A 14,972-nucleotide genomic window follows, 5' to 3' on the forward strand; every position below is an offset into this window, starting at 1 on the left:
CCCCCGCCCGGCTCGGGCGCCCCGGGGAACCGCGCCCGCCCATCGACGTTTGCCGCTTTCGGGGGAGCGTAGAAGCCGAATGACAGACCCACAGGACAGACATCGGGCCGACAGCCTGCTGACGCCGCGGCCCGGGATAGACGATCCCTTCGCCGCCGCTGTCCGGGCCACCCGCATGCCCATGATCATCGCTGACGCCCAGGCGCCGGACATGCCCATCGTCTTCGCCAATGAGGCCTTTCTGTCCTTGAGCGGCTACCGGCGCGATGAGGTGCTGGGCCGCAACTGCCGGTTCCTGCAAGGCCCGGAGACCGACCAGCAGGCCGTGGCCGAACTGGCTTCCGCCATTGCGGACAATCGCGCCATCACTGTCGACCTCGTCAACTACAAGAAGGACGGCACGCCCTTCTGGAACGCCCTGCAGATCAGCCCCGTGCTGAACACCGCCGGCGAACTCGTCTTCTTCATCGGCTCCCAGGTGGACGTCACCGAGCGCAAACTGGCCGAGGCGAAACTGCACCGCGACCGCCAGGGCCTTCGCACCGTGGCCGACGAGCAGAGCCAGGCGGCGGAGAAGGCCCTGGCCGAACGCACCGCCCTGCTCCACGAGGTGGACCACCGGGTCAAGAACAACCTCCAGCTCATCAGCTCTCTGCTTGTCCTGCAGACGCGGCGGACGTCCGATCCGGCCACGCGTGAGGCGCTGGAGCGCATGCTGTCCCGCGTCTCGGCCATCGCCACGGTCCATCGGCGCCTGTTCCAGAGCCAGGACATCGCCCGGTTCGACGTGGGCGCCTTCGTCCGCGACCTGCTGGGCGACGTCACCGCCGGGTCCGAGGGCCAGGTGGAGATGGACCTGCAGCGCATCGACATCGCCGCCGCCCAGGCCGCGCCCCTGGCTCTGGTGGTCAACGAGCTGGTGGACAACGCCCATCGCCACGGCGCCCCCGCGAGCGGCGAGGCCCATATCGAACTGACGGTGCGGCGTCTGAACGGCCATTATGTGATCTGCGTGCGGGACCACGGTCCGGGCCTGCCGTACACGGGCGAATTCACCCCCGGCTTTGGCCTGACCATCACCGAGCTGTTGGCCCAGCAGCTGCGGGCGACCCTCACCTTCGAGGCGGCGAAGCCTGGTGTCCGCGCCGTGCTGAAACTGCCGGTGGAGGGCTAGGCGCATGGCTCCCTTGAAGGTCCTGATCGTCGAGGACGAGGCCCTGCTGGCGGTAGAGCTGGGCTTCCTGGTGCAGGAGGCCGGCATGGTCGAGGTGGGCCATGCCATGGACTCCGCCCATGCGGTTCAGCTGGCCGAGCGTCATACGCCCGATCTCGCCCTGGTGGACGTGCACCTGGCCGATGGTCCCACAGGGGTGGACGCCGCCCGGGAGATCGCCGCCCATCACGGGGCCGTCGTGCTGTTCATGACCGCCAATGTCAAACGCCTGCCCGAGGACCTGGCCGGCGCCTGCGGGGTGATCGCCAAGCCCTATTCGGATCGCTCGGTGCGCCGGGCCCTGGCCTATGTGGCCCACTGCATGGCCTTCGGTTGCGCCGAGGCCGCCCCGCCCCCGGGCTTGAGCCTTTCTGACGCCTTCCTGGAGCGCTGGGGCGTCGACCAGGTGCAGAGGACGGGCTGAGATGGCTCTGGAAATGCCCGAGATCATCGGCTTCGCCGCCGGCTTCTGCTCCATGGCGAGCTTCACCCCGCAGATCGTCAAGACCTGGCGGGAGAAGGACGCCCGCTCCATCTCGCTGCGCATGTACGTTGTGACCGTCACGGGTTTCGCCCTGTGGGTCAGCTACGGCGTGATGATCGGCTCGCTCCCGATCCTGGCCACGAACATCGTGTGCCTGACCCTGTCCAGCCTGATCCTGGCCATGAAATGGCGCTATTCCCACCGGCCGACTCCGCCGGCCTCGGGGCTGGAGCCGGGTCTCTAGCCGCCACCGCCGGCGAAGGTTGGCGCCGATAGGGGGCCTCATTAGAGTTGCGCCTCCGCCTGTGGGGCGCCATGCCCTGCCCTCGCCCCACGCCCTGGCCAGGAAGACCCCATGAACTCACGCATCGCCGAAGCCGACGCCGCCCTGCTGGCTGGCCGTTTCGATGAAGGCGTCGGGCTCATCGAGGCCTATCTGCGGGACGAGCCCAAGGCGCCGGTGCGGGTCTACAAGAACTTCACCGCCCTGCTCTATCGCCACAACCTGTTCGACAAGGCGGCCGCCTGGGGGCGACAGGGGGTGGAACACCATCCCAAGGAGGCCGAGCTCTGGAACACGCTAGGCGTCTGCCTGCGCCGGACCGGCGACCTGGACGGGGCGCTGGAGGCGTTGAATGCGGCCCTGAAGCTCCAGCCCCGCAATGAGGGCTTCCTTCACAACAAGGGCAATGTGCTGAACGATCAGCGCAAGGGCGCCGAAGCCGCGACGATCTTCTCCAAGCTGGTCCGCCAGACCCCGGCCAATTCCGAACTGCAGCGCAGCCTGGGGCGCGCCTACTGGTACGCCGAGGACTATCCCAAGGCCGAGATGCGCCTGCGCCTGGCCACGCGGCTGAAGGCGGACAATGTGGACGCCTGGCTCGACCTGTCGGGCCTTCTGGCGGAGAGCCAGGGGGTGGATGAGGCCATCGCCGTCCTGGACCAGGCCCTGGCCATCGTCCCCTCGCCCCGCTTCAAGGAAGCCCGCGCCATCGCGCTTCGCCGGGGCTCGCGCCTGCGGGAATCGGCGGCCTATATGGACACCCTTCTGGCCGAGCACGGAGAAGAGGCCTGGCTGCACCACCAGCTGGGCGCCGTGCTCAGCGACTGGGACCGGCCGCGGGCCAATGCGCATCTGGAACGCGCAGTGGCCCTGAAGCCCGACGACATGGACTATCGCATGGCCCTGGTGGAGAGCTTCGCCCGGTCACGCCACGGGAATGAGGCGGCCCATCTGGACCGGGCCTATGCCGAATTGAAGACCGCCACGACGGTGGGCAAGCTCAAGACCGGCGCCCATTTCAAGGTGGCCTCGGAAGTCCTGGGCCGGGTCTGCGATTTCGACGCCCTGGACGAGGTCTGCGACTTCCGCGAAACCGGCCGCCAGTGGGCGATGGAGGGCCGCCACACGGCCATGCTGAGCCAGCTGTCCCGGGTGAAAACGCCGGAAGACCGGGATGAGTTGATCGCCCAGCACCGCCTGTGGGGCGACCGCCTGCAGGAGCGGGTGAAGCACTTTCCCATCGCCCGGCCCAAGGGCCCACGCCCCGACAACGGCAAGATCCGTATAGGCTTCATGTCGTCGGACCTCAGGATGCATCCTGTGGCCTACTTCTCCCTGCCGCTGTTCGAGCACTACCCCCGCGACCGGTTCGAGATCTATTGCTACTCCTTCTACCAGGGTGAGGCCGACGCCCTGCAGAAGCGCATCACCGGCATGGTGGACGTCTTCCGCTGGCATCCCGACATCAACGACCGGGCCGTCGCCGAGATGATCAGCGCCGACCAGCTGGACATGCTGATCGAGCTGGGCGGCTCCACCCACATGAACCGCCTGAACGTCATGGCCTGGAAGCCCGCGCCCCTGCAGGCCAGCTGGCTCGGCTATCCCCACTCCTCGGGCCTGACCCACATCGACTATCTGATCATCGACCCCTATCTGAAGCCGCCGCGGCCCGAGCTCCTGATCGAGGCCCCGCTGCTGATGCCGTCCAGCTGGATCGCCATGGGGGAGCTGGCCTTCCCGGAACGTCCGCAGGCGGCCGAGCCGCCGGTGGTGCAGAACGGCTTCATCACCTTCGGCACGGCGAACAATCCCTACAAGTACAGCCGCGAGATGGTCCGCCACTGGGCGCGGGTGGTGGCCGCCGTGCCGGAGTCGCGCTTCATGCTGGTGCGGCCGGAGGGGGGCACCCAGGCCTTCCGCGATCACATCGCCGCCATCTTCGCGGCCGAAGGCGTGGCCGCCGAACGCCTGCGTTTCGAGGCGGTGCGCGGCCAGCACATGCCGTTTTACAACGAGATGGACATCTCCCTGGACACCTTCCCCCAGACCGGCGGCACCACCACCTGCGAGTCCCTCTGGATGGGCGTGCCGGTGGTCACCCTGGTGGGGCCGGGGCTGTTCGAGCGGCTGAGCTGCTCGATCCTGGGCAATGCCGGCCTGCACGACCTGTGCGCCGCCGACCTGGACGGCTATCTGGCCGCCGCCGTGGGCCTGGCGGGGGATGTGGAGCGTCTGCGTGACCTGCGCCGAAGCTTGCGCCCCACCCTGAAGGCCAGCCGTCTGGGCCAGACGCGCCAGTTCGCCGACGACTTCTACCGGATGCTGGAGGCCGCGGTTCAGCGCAGCAAGGCGCCCGCCCCCGAGCCGGCCTGAAGTCGCCGCGGGCTCGCTACAGACCGCCCAGGATCTCGCCGATCACCGCACGGGCATCCCGCGGCCTCACGCCCAGGGCCGCAAGGCGCCGGGTCTGGCAGACCGGCGGCGCGGGCAGGTCCCGGTCGGGTCCCAGGTCCAGCCGCCAGCCCGCCTCGGCGAACAGCTCGGCCAGGTCGCGGTTGGACAGGTTCTCGCCCCGGGCGATGTTGACCACCCCCGAGGCGGCCTGATCGGCCATAGCCAGCAGGGCCGCGATCACGTCGGGGGCGTGGATATAGTCCCGGGCCGCCGAGGGCGCCGAAGCTGAAAGCTCGATCCGCCGCTCGCGCCTGGCCCGGCCAAGCAGGTCCGACAGGAAGCCGCTGGCCGCAGGGTCCAGATCGAACACATTGGAGAGCCGCGCCACCGCCCCGCGCCCGTCCGAGCGGGCCAGCACCAGATTCTCCCCCAGGGCCTTGGACAGGTCATAGACATTGCGCGCCGCCGCCGGGTCCAGCAGCAGGCGATCGGCCTCATCCCCCCCGGCCGGCCCCAGGCTGTCATAGAGGCGGGTGGAGGACAGATAGATCAGGCGCTGGAACTTGGCCCGCTCCAGCAGCTCAGCCACCAGGGTCACATGGGCGGCGACGGTGTCGAAGGGCCGGATGTCAAAATCGCCGGTGAGCCCCGCGCAGTAGAAGACGCAGCCCAGATCACGGGAAAAGAGGCTCTCATCGCCCCGTCGCGAGGCGTGCACCTGTTCGCCGCGGGCCTCCAGGGCGGACACCAGGCGCGCGCCGATGAAGCCGCCGGCGCCGATGACGGTGTAGCGGCTCACGCCGCCCCGCGCTCTGCGATGCGGCGCACCGGATTCCCGGCATAGACGCCGTAGGGCTCGAGCCGGCCGCGCACCACCGCCCCGGCGGCCACGACGCACCCCTTGCCGATATGGGCGCCGTCCAGGACGACCACGCCGGCGCCTAGCCAGACATCGTCCTCGATGATGATTCCGCCGCGGCTTTCCATGAAGCCCTGGTCGCGAATCCGCCGCTCCCGGTCGGCGATGGCGTGGTTGGTGGGCGCCAGCGTGCAGTTGGCGGCGATGAGCACCGCATCGCCGATCCGCACCCCATGGCCCGTATAGATGACGGTGCCGGAATTGATGGCGCAGTCGGCGCCGATCACAACCTCGCCCGCGCCGCCGGCCGGCTTGATCTTGACGAAGGAGTCCAGCTGGGTCCGCGCCCCGATCTCGATCAGGGTGCCGCGCACCGAGCGCTCGATATCCGCCAGAGGCGAGACGACGGCGGTGGGGTCGATCTTCAGCATACGGCCTCTTCCCTAGACGCCCTGATAGTCCGGATAGGTCGCGTCCCGCTCGGAGATCACCTGCGGCGCCGCGGGCCAGTCGATGGCGAAGGCCGGATCGTCCCAGCGCACGCCCTGGCCATGGCCCGGCTCGAACAGGGGGGCGATCTGATAGAGCACGTCGCTGTCGGGCTCCAGGGTAAGGAAGCCGTGGGCGACCCCTTCGGGAATAAAGAGGGCCGCGCCCCCTTCGGCGTCCAGCTCCACCCCGGTCCAGCGGCGATAGGTGGGGCTGTGGGGGCGCAGATCCAGGGCCACATCAAAAATTCTGCCCCGCACCGCCCGCACCAGCTTGGTCTCTCCATGGGGGGCGGGCTGGTAGTGCATGCCGCGCAGGGTGAAGGCCGCGGTGTTGCGTGACAGACTGGTCTGGGCCGGGGCGAAGGCCGCCCCCGCCGCCGCGAACTCCTGCGGGCAGTGCAGCCGCGCAAAGGCCCCGCGCGCATCGGCCACGGGGTCGGGATCCACCCGCAGGACGCCCTCCACCTGGGTGGGGGAGAAGCGCATCAGTCCAGGATCTCGGTCTTGGGAGAGGCGATGACGAACCGGCAGCCCCAGGCCCGCACATAGGCCAGCTGGGCCATGATCTCGTCCTTCAGGTTCCAGGGCAGGATCAGGATGTAGTCCGGCTTGACCTCGGCCACCTTGTCGGGCGCCAGGATCGGCACATGGCTGCCGGGCAGGTAGCGCCCCTGCTTGTGCGGGTTGGCGTCGAAGGCCGCCACTAGGTCACCCGTCCCCACCCCGGCATAGTTGAGGAAGGTGTTGCCCTTGGCCGCGGCGCCATAGGCGGCCACGGACTTGCCCTCGGCCTTGGCGGATTTCAGGAAGGCCAGGAAGGAGTCGCGCACCTCGTCCACCCGGGCGGCGTAGCCCTCATAGGTCTCCAGGCGGTGCAGGCCTGCGGCGGCCTCGCGGGCGCGCAGGGTCTTGAGCGCCTCGGTCTCCCGGTGGCTTGACCCCTCATGGGCGCAGAACAGGCGCAGAGAGCCGCCATGGGTGGGCAGCAGCTCCACATCGAAGGCCCGCAGGCCATTGGCCCGCAGCACCTGGGCCACCGCCAGCAGGGACAGATAGGAGAAGTGCTCGTGATAGATGGTGTCGAACTGCACCATCTCCAGCATGTTGAGCAGATGGGGGAACTCGAAGGTCAGAACCCCCTCCGGCTTCAGCACCTCGCGGAAGCCCGCGACAAAGCCGCCGATGTCGGGGACGTGGGCCAGCACATTGTTGGCCGCCATGAGGTCGGCCTTCACCCCTCGGGCGGCCAGTTCACGTCCCGTTTCCCCGTGGAAGAACATGACCTCGGTGGGCACGCCCCTGTCGATGGCCGCCTGGGCGGTGTTGGCGGTGGGCTCGATCCCCAGGACCGGCACGCCGGCGGCCTTGAAGTGCTGCAAGAGGTAGCCGTCATTGGAGGCCACCTCCACCACCAGGGACTGCGGCCCCAGGCCGAAGCGGGCGATCATGGCCTGGGCATAGCGGCGGGCATGCTCCACCCAGCTGGCCGAGTAGGACGAGAAGTAGGCGTAGCCGGAATCGAAGATCTCGTCGGCGGCGACGGGATCGTCCACCTGCACCAGGAAGCAGGAGGGGCAGACCCGGGCGTGCAGCGGATAGGTGCGCTCGGTCCCGGCGGCCAGTTCGGCTGCGGTGAGGTTGCTGTTGGCCAGGGGCTGGCGGCCCAGGTCCACCACGGTCTGGGTCAGCGGGGTGCGGCAGAAGCGGCAGACAGGCGTCATCACAGGCTTTCGTAGGCGTCGATCTGGGCCAGGCAGAGGTCGCGGGCGGGCTCGCCCTCCCCCTGCCGGCGGTACCAGTCCATGGTCCAGGCCACGGCCTGCGGACCATCGAGCCGGCTTTCGAAGTCGAGCGTGCGGCGGGCGAGGCTGGCATCCACCGCCAGAACCTTGGCCTCGATGGAGGCCGGGTCGGGCTCATGGCGCCAGGGCGCGGCCCCCAGGGAGGCGACGGCCTGATGGGCCAGGTCGCCCACGGTGATCTCGGCCGCTCCGGGCTTGGGGCCGAAGTTGAGGCTGCGGGGCGTGTCCGGCCGCTGGGCCAGGGCCTGGGCGAAGACCAGGTAGCCGGCCAGGCAGTCCAGCATATGTTGCCAGGGGCGGGTGGCCTCGGGATGGCGCAGGACCACCGCCTCGCCGGCGCGGGCGGCGCGGACAATGTCGGCCACCAGCCGGTCGCGGGAAAAGTCCCCGCCGCCGATCACATTGCCCCCGCGGGCGGTGGCCACAGGCACGCCTGCACGGTCGAAGAAGGAGCGGGCATAGCTGGCGGTGACGATCTCCGCACAGGCCTTGGAGGCCGAATAGGGGTCCTTGCCCCCCAGAGCGTCGCCCTCCTGGAAGGCGCGCCCGGCGTCATTGTTGGCGTAGACCTTGTCGGAGGTGATGACGAGGATGGCCGCCAGCGCCTCCTCATCGCGCAGGGCCTCCAGCAGGTGGACCGTGCCCATGATGTTGGTGGCCAGCGACCCCACCGGATCCTCGATGGCCGCGCGGACGATGGGCTGGGCGGCCATGTGCAGCACCAGGTCAAAGGGACCGTCCGCCACCGCGTCCAGCACCGCGCGCCGGTCGCGCAGGTCCGTCAGGCGCGAGGCCGCCAGATGGTCATAGCCCAGCATGTCGGAGAGCGCCGGCGTCTGGTCCGGGGCCAGGGCCAGGCCGGTCACCCGGGCGCCCATGCGCGAGAGCCAGAGGCCCGCCCAGGCGCCCTTGAACCCGGTATGGCCGGTGAGCAGGACGCGCTTGCCCGCCCAGAAGGCCGGATCGGGCCGGCTCATGCCCACAGGCGCCAGGGCGCCTTGCCGGACGCCCAGAGGCCCTCCAGCTGATTCTTGTCGCGCAGGGTGTCCATGGCCGCCCAGAAGCCGTCATGGCGATAGGCGATCAGCTGGCCGTCCGCGGCCAGGCCCTCCAGGGGCCCCAGCTCCCAGACGGTGGAGTCATCCTCCACCCGCCCGATCACCGCTGGATCGAGGACGAAGAAGCCGCCATTGATCAGGCCGTTGTCGCCGGGGGGCTTTTCCACGAAGCGGTCCACCCGGTCGCCGGTCATCTCCAGCGCGCCATAGCGGCCCGGCGGGGCCACGGCGGTGACCGTGGCCTGCTTGCCATGGGCCTTGTGGAAGGCGGCCAGGGCCTTCAGGTCCACATCGGCCACCCCGTCCCCATAGGTGAAGAAGAAGGGCTCGCCGGGATTGAGGAACTGGGCCACCCGCTTCAGACGCCCGCCGGTCATGGTGTCCGGCCCGGTGTCCACCAGCGTCACCTTCCACGGCTCGTGTTTGGTGGCGTGATAGTCGATGGCCCGGTTGGCCAGGTCGACGGTGAAGTCCGCGTTATGGAGCACGTAGTTGGCGAAGTACTCCTTCACCACATAGCCCTTGTAGCCCAGGCAGACGACGAACTCGTTGAAGCCGTGGTGCGAGAACAGCTTCATGATGTGCCACAGGATCGGCCGCCCGCCGATCTCGATCATGGGCTTGGGCCGCAGGTGGCTCTCCTCGGAGATCCGGGTGCCCAGGCCCCCGGCCAGGATCACGGCTTTCATGGTCGCGCCCCCTTCCCTGCCCGTCAGGCGATCCGCTTGACGAAGGCGTCGGGCCAATAGGTCACCCGCTCGGTCACCGCGCCTTCATTGAACGGGAAGGCCGGCTCTTCGATGATGAAGCGCTTGTCCTCGGCGACAAAGGCGTGGGCCGCGGCCTTGGGATTGTTCCAGGTCCAGTCCTCGCCCGTGCGCGGGCCGCCGGCCACCTGCTCCATGATCCCGTCGGTGGCCACGATATAGGAGCCCACCGGCACCAGGTCGGCATAGGCGCGCAGCTCGTCCAGGACGTGGCCCTTGGTGTGGTTGGAATCCAGCACCACCAGGGCCTTCTCGCCCGGCTTCACCAGGGCCTTCACCTGATCGACCACTTCGGGCGCGGTGGACGAGCCCTCGATGAGCTCGATCCGCTTCTTCATCGGATGGGATTCGATGGCGCTGCGGTTATGGGCGCGGATTTCGATGTCGATGCCGATGACGCGGCCATGGCCCATGGCCTCGAACAGCGAGGCGTAGAAGATCAGCGAGCCGCCGTGGGCCACGCCGGTCTCGATGAGCACGTCGGGCTTCAGGGTGTAGATCACCTCCTGCAGGCGGATCATGTCCTCCGGCAGCTGAATGATCGGCCGGCCCATCCAGGCGAAGGAATAGACGTACTTGGAATCCCACGTGGCCCGCACCCAGGCCCGGGACGCCGCGGCGAAGCCCTCGGCGGTGGACAGGCTGTGGCGCGTTTCTGTGTCGCCGTCGCGGACGACGACTTCGCCGCGCTCTTCGTCGATGATGGTGATCAAGACCCCGACCCTGTATGCCGTTGGCGGGTCAGGTGGAATCCCGGCCCGCATGCGTGCCCCCTCTTATCGCGCATCGTTGCGGTGATGAAGCCGTATCCCGCCGCAAGGGATCACGGGCGCAAGGGGTCGGGGGCGTCGGCAGAAGGGAGGCGGCGTGGAGCCCAAGGTCGATTTCATGGTCATCGGCGCCCAGAAGGCCGGGACCACCGCCCTGTTCGACTATCTGGGCGACGTGCCGGGCATCGGCCTGTCGGACGTCAAGGAGGCGCACTTCTTCGACGACGATTCGCAGGACTGGGGCGCCCCGGACTACGGCGCCTATCACGCCCGCTTCGACCTGGCCGACCGGGGGCGGGTCTGGGGCGAAGCCACGCCCATCTATCTCTATTGGCCCAACTGCCTGGCGCGCATCGCCGCCTATAATCCCGCCGTGCGGCTGATCATCCTGCTGCGCGATCCGGTGGCGCGGGCCTATTCCCACTGGCGCATGGAATATGCCCGCGGGGTGGAGACGAACCCCTTCGACTGGTGCATCCGCCAGGGTCGCGCGCGCCTGTTTGGGGGTGAGCCCTGGGGCTGGCATCGAGAGTTCAGCTATGTGGAGCGGGGCTTCTATGGCGAGCAGATCGAGGCGGCGCTGGCGCTTTTTCCCCGGGAGCAGATCCTGATCCTGCGGGCCGAGGATCTGGACCGCGACCCCGCAGGCGCGCTGGCCAAGGTTTGCGCCCATGTGGGCGTCGCCCCGCCGGCGCAGGTCCGGCCCCGCCGGGTGCATGAGGCCAGGGCGGCGGCCTATCCCTCTGAGCTTGGTCCTACGGATATCGCCTGGCTGCGGGACATCTACGGCGCTGACGCCGCCCGGCTGCGCGCGCTGACGGGTCTGGAGCTGACGCCAGAGCCTGCGCCTTAATTCGGCCCGTCCGCCGGGGCAGGTTTCAGCCCATGCGCGCGGTGACGGCGACATCCTTCCCCACGCCCTTGCGGCTGGCGGGCCTGGCCCTGGGCCTGGCCGCCCTGGCGGCGTGCGGCGGATCGGGCGCCGAGACACAGACCTCCACGCCGGCCGAGCGGATCGGTCCCGTCCTTGAGCTGCCGGTGGACTGCGTGATCGGCGAGACCTGCGCCATCCAGAACTATGTGGACCGCGATCCGGGCCCTGGGGTGCGCGACTATGCCTGCGGCGGGCGCACCTATCAGGACCATAACGGCCTGGACATCCGCACCCTCGACATGGCCGCCCAGCGGGCCGGGGTGGACGTGCTGGCCGCCGCCGATGGCCAGGTGGTCCGGCTGCGGGACGGCGTCGCCGACGTCTCGGTCCGCACGGGCGGCCTCGCGGCCGTGGAAGGTGCGGAGTGCGGCAACGGCGTGGTTATCGACCACGGCGGCGGCTGGGAGACGCAATACTGCCATCTGGCGCAGGGCAGCCTGCAGGTGGCCGCCGGAGAGCGCGTGCACGCCGGCCAGCCGATCGGCAGGATCGGCCTGTCGGGCCAGACCGAATACCCCCATCTGCACTTCACCGTGCGCCGGGACGGAGCGGTGGTGGACCCGTTTGCGCCAGCCGCCGGCGAGGGCGGCCGGGTTTGCGAGGCGCAGAACCCCCTGTGGTCCGACGCGGCGCTCGCCGCCCTGGCCTATCAGAGCGGCGCGGTGCTCAATGCCGGCTTCTCCGCGGGCGCTGTGACCCTGGAGGCGGTGGAGGAGGCCGGCGTCACCCCGCCCGCAGCCCATGCGCCGGCCCTGGTGGCCTATGTGCGCGCCATCGCCCTGGAGGCCGGCGACGTGCAGCACCTGCGCCTGACCGCCCCCGACGGAACCGTGCTGGCCGAAACCCGCATCGACCCCCTGGAAAGCGCCAAGGCCCAGTATCTGACCTATGCGGGTCGCCGCACGCCGCCGGAGGGCTGGGCCGAGGGGACCTATGAAGCGCGTTTCACCGTCGAACGGGGGGGACGACGGGTGGTGGAGCGGGATTTCGCCCTGGTCTTCTGAGCCGCGCGTCGGACTCGCTTCAAGAATCCGCCGCAAACCTGTCGCATTGCCGACGGAGTCTCTTTCGCGTTGCGGCAGAGTGGGCTACAGTTTGACGTCAGCCCTGCTCTCCAAGGCTGTGTCGCTTCGGCCGGGTCATAGCGCCCATGCCAGCTATGGCCCGGCCTCTCGCGCTTCCCCGACAATCTAATTTCCTATGCGTCCGCGCGGTCATGCGCGAGGAGCGTTTCGATGTGCTTGTCACGCGTCGCTGGCGCGCACGTCCTTTCGGACGGTCTTCGGCGGGCTTATCCGATGAGGATCTAACGCCGCCTGAGCACAGGGTCGCGGAGGCTCGGAACGACCTAACGCTCACGAGAAAGGGGCCGCCCCGAAGGACGGCCCCCAAAAGTCTCAACTCGTAGAAACTTCGACTTAGATGACGAAGTTGGTCTGCGAGATGTCCCCCAGGCCGACGCCCACCAGGTGGACGGCGCCCGTGACGGTGTTGTTGCTGCTGATGTCGGCGAAGACATAGACGTCCGCGCCCACCGCCACGGCGACGATGTCGCGCGAGCCGGAGGTGATCAGAGCCGTGGCGTCGGACAGAGCCTGGGCGTAGCTGCCCACGCTGATCTCGGCGTAGTTGGTGGCCGTGCCGGCGAAGCCGAAGCTGATCGAGTCAGCCGTGGCGAAGTTGTTGATCCGGTCCACCGAGCCGGCGGTCGTCGAAGAGTCGCCCGCCGCGAAGACGAAGCGGTCAGCGCCCGCGCCGCCGTCCAGGGTGTCAACGCCCGCACCGCCGGTGATGGTGTCGGTACCCGCGCCGCCGAGGATCGAGTCATTGCCGGCACCGCCGAGCAGTTGGTTGTTGCCACCTGCGGAAGCGTCGATGGCGTCGTTGCCCTCGCCGCCATTGATGGTGTCGTTGCCAGCACCGCCAAGGATGGAGTCGGAGCCACCGTCACCGTTGACGACATTATTGCCACCAGCGCCGAGGTCGATGGTGTCAGAACCGTCACCACCGGAGATGGTGTCATTGCCGCTACCGGCCGTGATGCTGTCGGTACCCGCGCCGCCGGACATCGAGTTGGTGCCCGAAACAGACGAGATGGTGTCGTTGCCTTCACCGCCGTCCAGGACATCGTTACCCGCGCCGCCAACGATGACGTCGTTGCCGTCTTCACCGAAGATGGTGTCGTTGCCGGTGCCGCCGGTGATGTTGTCGTTACCGAGGTTGCCGTTCAGGAAGTTCGTGCCAGCGGTGCCAACGATGGTGTCGTTGCCTTGGCCGCCCAGCAGCGTGTCGTTGCCCGTGCCACCGGTCAGCTGGTCATCGCCCAGGTTACCGTTGGCCCAGTTGTTTCCGTTGTTGGCAACGGCAGTGATGGTGTCGTTGTCCTGACCACCATACATCGTGTCATTGCCAGTGCCCGAGACGATCTGGTCGGCACCGGTGTTGCCCTGCAGGAAGTTGTTCCCGCTGGTGCCGGTCAGAGTGTCAGCGCCAGCGCCGCCGAAGATGGTGTCGTTGCCAGCGCCGCCGGTGAGGTCGTCGTTACCTTCGCCCCCGTCGATGGAGTCGTTGCCAGCATCGCCGTTGATGGTGTCGGCGCCAGCTTCGCCCAGCAGGGTGTCGTTGCCTGCGCCGCCAGCGAGGTTGTCATCACCGAGGTTGCCGTTGATGAAGTCGGCACCGGCACCGCCGGTCACGGTGTCGTTGCCTTGACCGCCCAACAGAGTGTCGGATTGGTTCGAGGCACTGCCGCCGGTGATGTTGTCATCACCGAGGTTGCCCTGAACCCAGTTGCTGCCACCGCCAGCAGTGATCGTGTCGTTACCCTGGCCGCCATAGATGGTATCGGCCGAAGAACCGCCCGTCAGGTTGTCATTGCCCGCATTGCCTTGCAGCAGGTTGCTGCCCTGACCACCATCAAGAGTGTCGTTACCCGCGCCGCCATACAGCGCGTCAGCAGCCGTGCCGCCCGCCGCCGGGAGGTCGTTACCGTTGCCGCCAATGTAGAGCACCCCGCCCGTCGTAGTGGTGTGCGTGGTGTTGTAGATGCCGATGCCGAACAGCTTCGTGACGCCGTTGGCGGTGATGCTCACGCGAGCCGGTTCAGCGCCGACAGCGGCGATGTACTGGACGGTGATCGTAGAGGCGTTGGTGCCCGGGGCAAAGGCCAGGGTGTCGGTGTTCTGGAACCCGATCGCCTGAGCGTCGGTGATCGTCTCGAAAATGTAGTTAGCCATGCTTCTCTCCAGTCAGTGTCACATGGACCCCAGAACGCCTGGCCACCATCCTCGGATGGAGCGGTCCCAGCGGTCCCCTTTTTCACGCCATGCAGCATGGCCGTGACAAAGGTTAAACGAGCCCGGTGAAGACGTATCGGATGCGGTGTCGATGCGCAACTCGAAAAACGCCCGCCGGACCCAGCCCCCCGCCCCGCTGCAAGCCGCGTGGCGGAAGGGTTTACGGCTACTCCTCGCGCAGCGAGTCGCCAATGGTGTCGGTGAGTGGACTCACCAAATAGGACAGGATCGAGCGCCGGCCGGTGGTGATCATGGCCGTGGCCTGCATACCGGCGGTGAGGTTGGCGTTCGGCGGCAGGTTGCGCAGAGAGGCCGGATCGATCCGAAGCTCGGCCGTGAAGTAGGCCTCGCCCGTGTTCGGATCGATGATCCGGTCGGCTGAGACATTGGTGACCGTGGCCGTGAGCGATCGGGCGCGCCGGGTGGAGAAGGCGGTGACGTCGATCCGCGCCTCCTGGCCCACGCGGACGCTATTCACATCCTTGGGTGCGACTCGCGCCCAGACGATGAGGGGCGCGTCGGCGGGCACGATGTCCATCAGCAGCTCGCCCGGCGCCACAACCCCGCCCACGGTGAACTGGGTGAGGTTGAGCACATAGCCGTCCACCGGAGAGCGGA

Annotated in this window: 15 protein-coding genes; 6 read left to right on the plus strand and 9 right to left on the minus strand. The window is 68.4% G+C overall.

Annotation, left to right across the window (positions count from 1 at the left end):
• Positions 1–79 precede the first annotated feature (79 nt).
• The 4 genes from V7D28_RS08750 to V7D28_RS08765 all read left to right on the plus strand — a co-directional run bounded on the left by V7D28_RS08750 (position 80) and on the right by V7D28_RS08765 (position 4,356).
• On the plus strand, positions 80–1,174 hold the full coding sequence (locus V7D28_RS08750) for a histidine kinase dimerization/phosphoacceptor domain -containing protein (RefSeq protein WP_333586998.1): 1,095 nt from the start codon (positions 80–82) through the stop codon (positions 1,172–1,174).
• A 4-nt stretch (positions 1,175–1,178) separates the two neighbouring features.
• Positions 1,179–1,637, plus strand: coding sequence for a response regulator (locus V7D28_RS08755; RefSeq protein WP_333586999.1), 459 nt, complete (start codon positions 1,179–1,181; stop codon positions 1,635–1,637).
• 1 nt (position 1,638) lies between these two features.
• Positions 1,639–1,941 (plus strand): SemiSWEET family sugar transporter, encoded by a 303-nt coding sequence (locus V7D28_RS08760; RefSeq protein ID WP_333587000.1) that lies wholly within the window; start codon positions 1,639–1,641, stop codon positions 1,939–1,941.
• A 111-nt stretch (positions 1,942–2,052) separates the two neighbouring features.
• Entirely contained in the window at positions 2,053–4,356 is a 2,304-nt protein-coding gene (locus V7D28_RS08765; protein ID WP_333587001.1) for an O-linked N-acetylglucosamine transferase family protein, read from the plus strand.
• A gap of 16 nt (positions 4,357–4,372) precedes the next feature.
• Here V7D28_RS08765 and V7D28_RS08770 read toward each other — a convergent pair whose 3' ends face one another.
• The 7 genes from V7D28_RS08770 to V7D28_RS08800 are packed head-to-tail and all read right to left on the minus strand — an operon-like array spanning position 4,373 to position 10,067.
• On the minus strand, positions 4,373–5,176 hold the full coding sequence (locus V7D28_RS08770) for an NAD-dependent epimerase/dehydratase family protein (RefSeq protein ID WP_333587002.1): 804 nt from the start codon (positions 5,174–5,176) through the stop codon (positions 4,373–4,375).
• Positions 5,173–5,667 (minus strand): acyltransferase, encoded by a 495-nt coding sequence (locus V7D28_RS08775; protein ID WP_333587003.1) that lies wholly within the window; start codon positions 5,665–5,667, stop codon positions 5,173–5,175. Before V7D28_RS08775 ends, V7D28_RS08770 begins: the two co-directional genes overlap by 4 nt.
• Before the next feature lie 12 nt (positions 5,668–5,679).
• On the minus strand, positions 5,680–6,213 hold the full coding sequence (locus V7D28_RS08780) for a dTDP-4-dehydrorhamnose 3,5-epimerase family protein (RefSeq protein WP_333587004.1): 534 nt from the start codon (positions 6,211–6,213) through the stop codon (positions 5,680–5,682).
• Positions 6,213–7,448 carry a class I SAM-dependent methyltransferase gene (locus V7D28_RS08785; protein WP_333587005.1) on the minus strand — a complete coding sequence of 412 codons (1,236 nt, stop codon included), beginning with the start codon at positions 7,446–7,448 and terminating at the stop codon, positions 6,213–6,215. Before V7D28_RS08785 ends, V7D28_RS08780 begins: the two co-directional genes overlap by 1 nt.
• Positions 7,448–8,506 carry a CDP-glucose 4,6-dehydratase gene (gene rfbG, locus V7D28_RS08790; RefSeq protein WP_333587006.1) on the minus strand — a complete coding sequence of 353 codons (1,059 nt, stop codon included), beginning with the start codon at positions 8,504–8,506 and terminating at the stop codon, positions 7,448–7,450. The genes V7D28_RS08785 and rfbG overlap by 1 nt, the downstream gene beginning before the upstream one ends.
• Positions 8,503–9,276, minus strand: a complete 774-nt coding sequence (gene rfbF, locus V7D28_RS08795; protein ID WP_333587007.1) for a glucose-1-phosphate cytidylyltransferase — start codon at positions 9,274–9,276, stop codon at positions 8,503–8,505. Before rfbF ends, rfbG begins: the two co-directional genes overlap by 4 nt.
• Positions 9,277–9,299: 23 nt before the next feature.
• Positions 9,300–10,067 (minus strand): cephalosporin hydroxylase family protein, encoded by a 768-nt coding sequence (locus V7D28_RS08800; protein ID WP_333587008.1) that lies wholly within the window; start codon positions 10,065–10,067, stop codon positions 9,300–9,302.
• A gap of 154 nt (positions 10,068–10,221) precedes the next feature.
• Here V7D28_RS08800 and V7D28_RS08805 point away from each other — a divergent pair, with 154 nt between their 5' ends.
• Together V7D28_RS08805 and V7D28_RS08810 are read left to right on the plus strand one after the other, a co-directional pair.
• On the plus strand, positions 10,222–10,977 hold the full coding sequence (locus V7D28_RS08805) for a sulfotransferase domain-containing protein (RefSeq protein WP_333587009.1): 756 nt from the start codon (positions 10,222–10,224) through the stop codon (positions 10,975–10,977).
• Between the two features lie 32 nt (positions 10,978–11,009).
• Positions 11,010–12,062 (plus strand): M23 family metallopeptidase, encoded by a 1,053-nt coding sequence (locus V7D28_RS08810; RefSeq protein WP_333587010.1) that lies wholly within the window; start codon positions 11,010–11,012, stop codon positions 12,060–12,062.
• A 414-nt stretch (positions 12,063–12,476) separates the two neighbouring features.
• Here V7D28_RS08810 and V7D28_RS08815 read toward each other — a convergent pair whose 3' ends face one another.
• Entirely contained in the window at positions 12,477–14,294 is a 1,818-nt protein-coding gene (locus V7D28_RS08815) for a calcium-binding protein (RefSeq protein WP_333587011.1), read from the minus strand.
• A 226-nt stretch (positions 14,295–14,520) separates the two neighbouring features.
• A partial coding sequence (locus V7D28_RS08820) for an HlyD family efflux transporter periplasmic adaptor subunit (protein ID WP_333587012.1) occupies positions 14,521–14,972 on the minus strand: 452 nt, incomplete at its 5' end.

It is taken from the genome of Phenylobacterium sp., assembly GCF_036723115.1.
Lineage (GTDB): Bacteria > Pseudomonadota > Alphaproteobacteria > Caulobacterales > Caulobacteraceae > Phenylobacterium.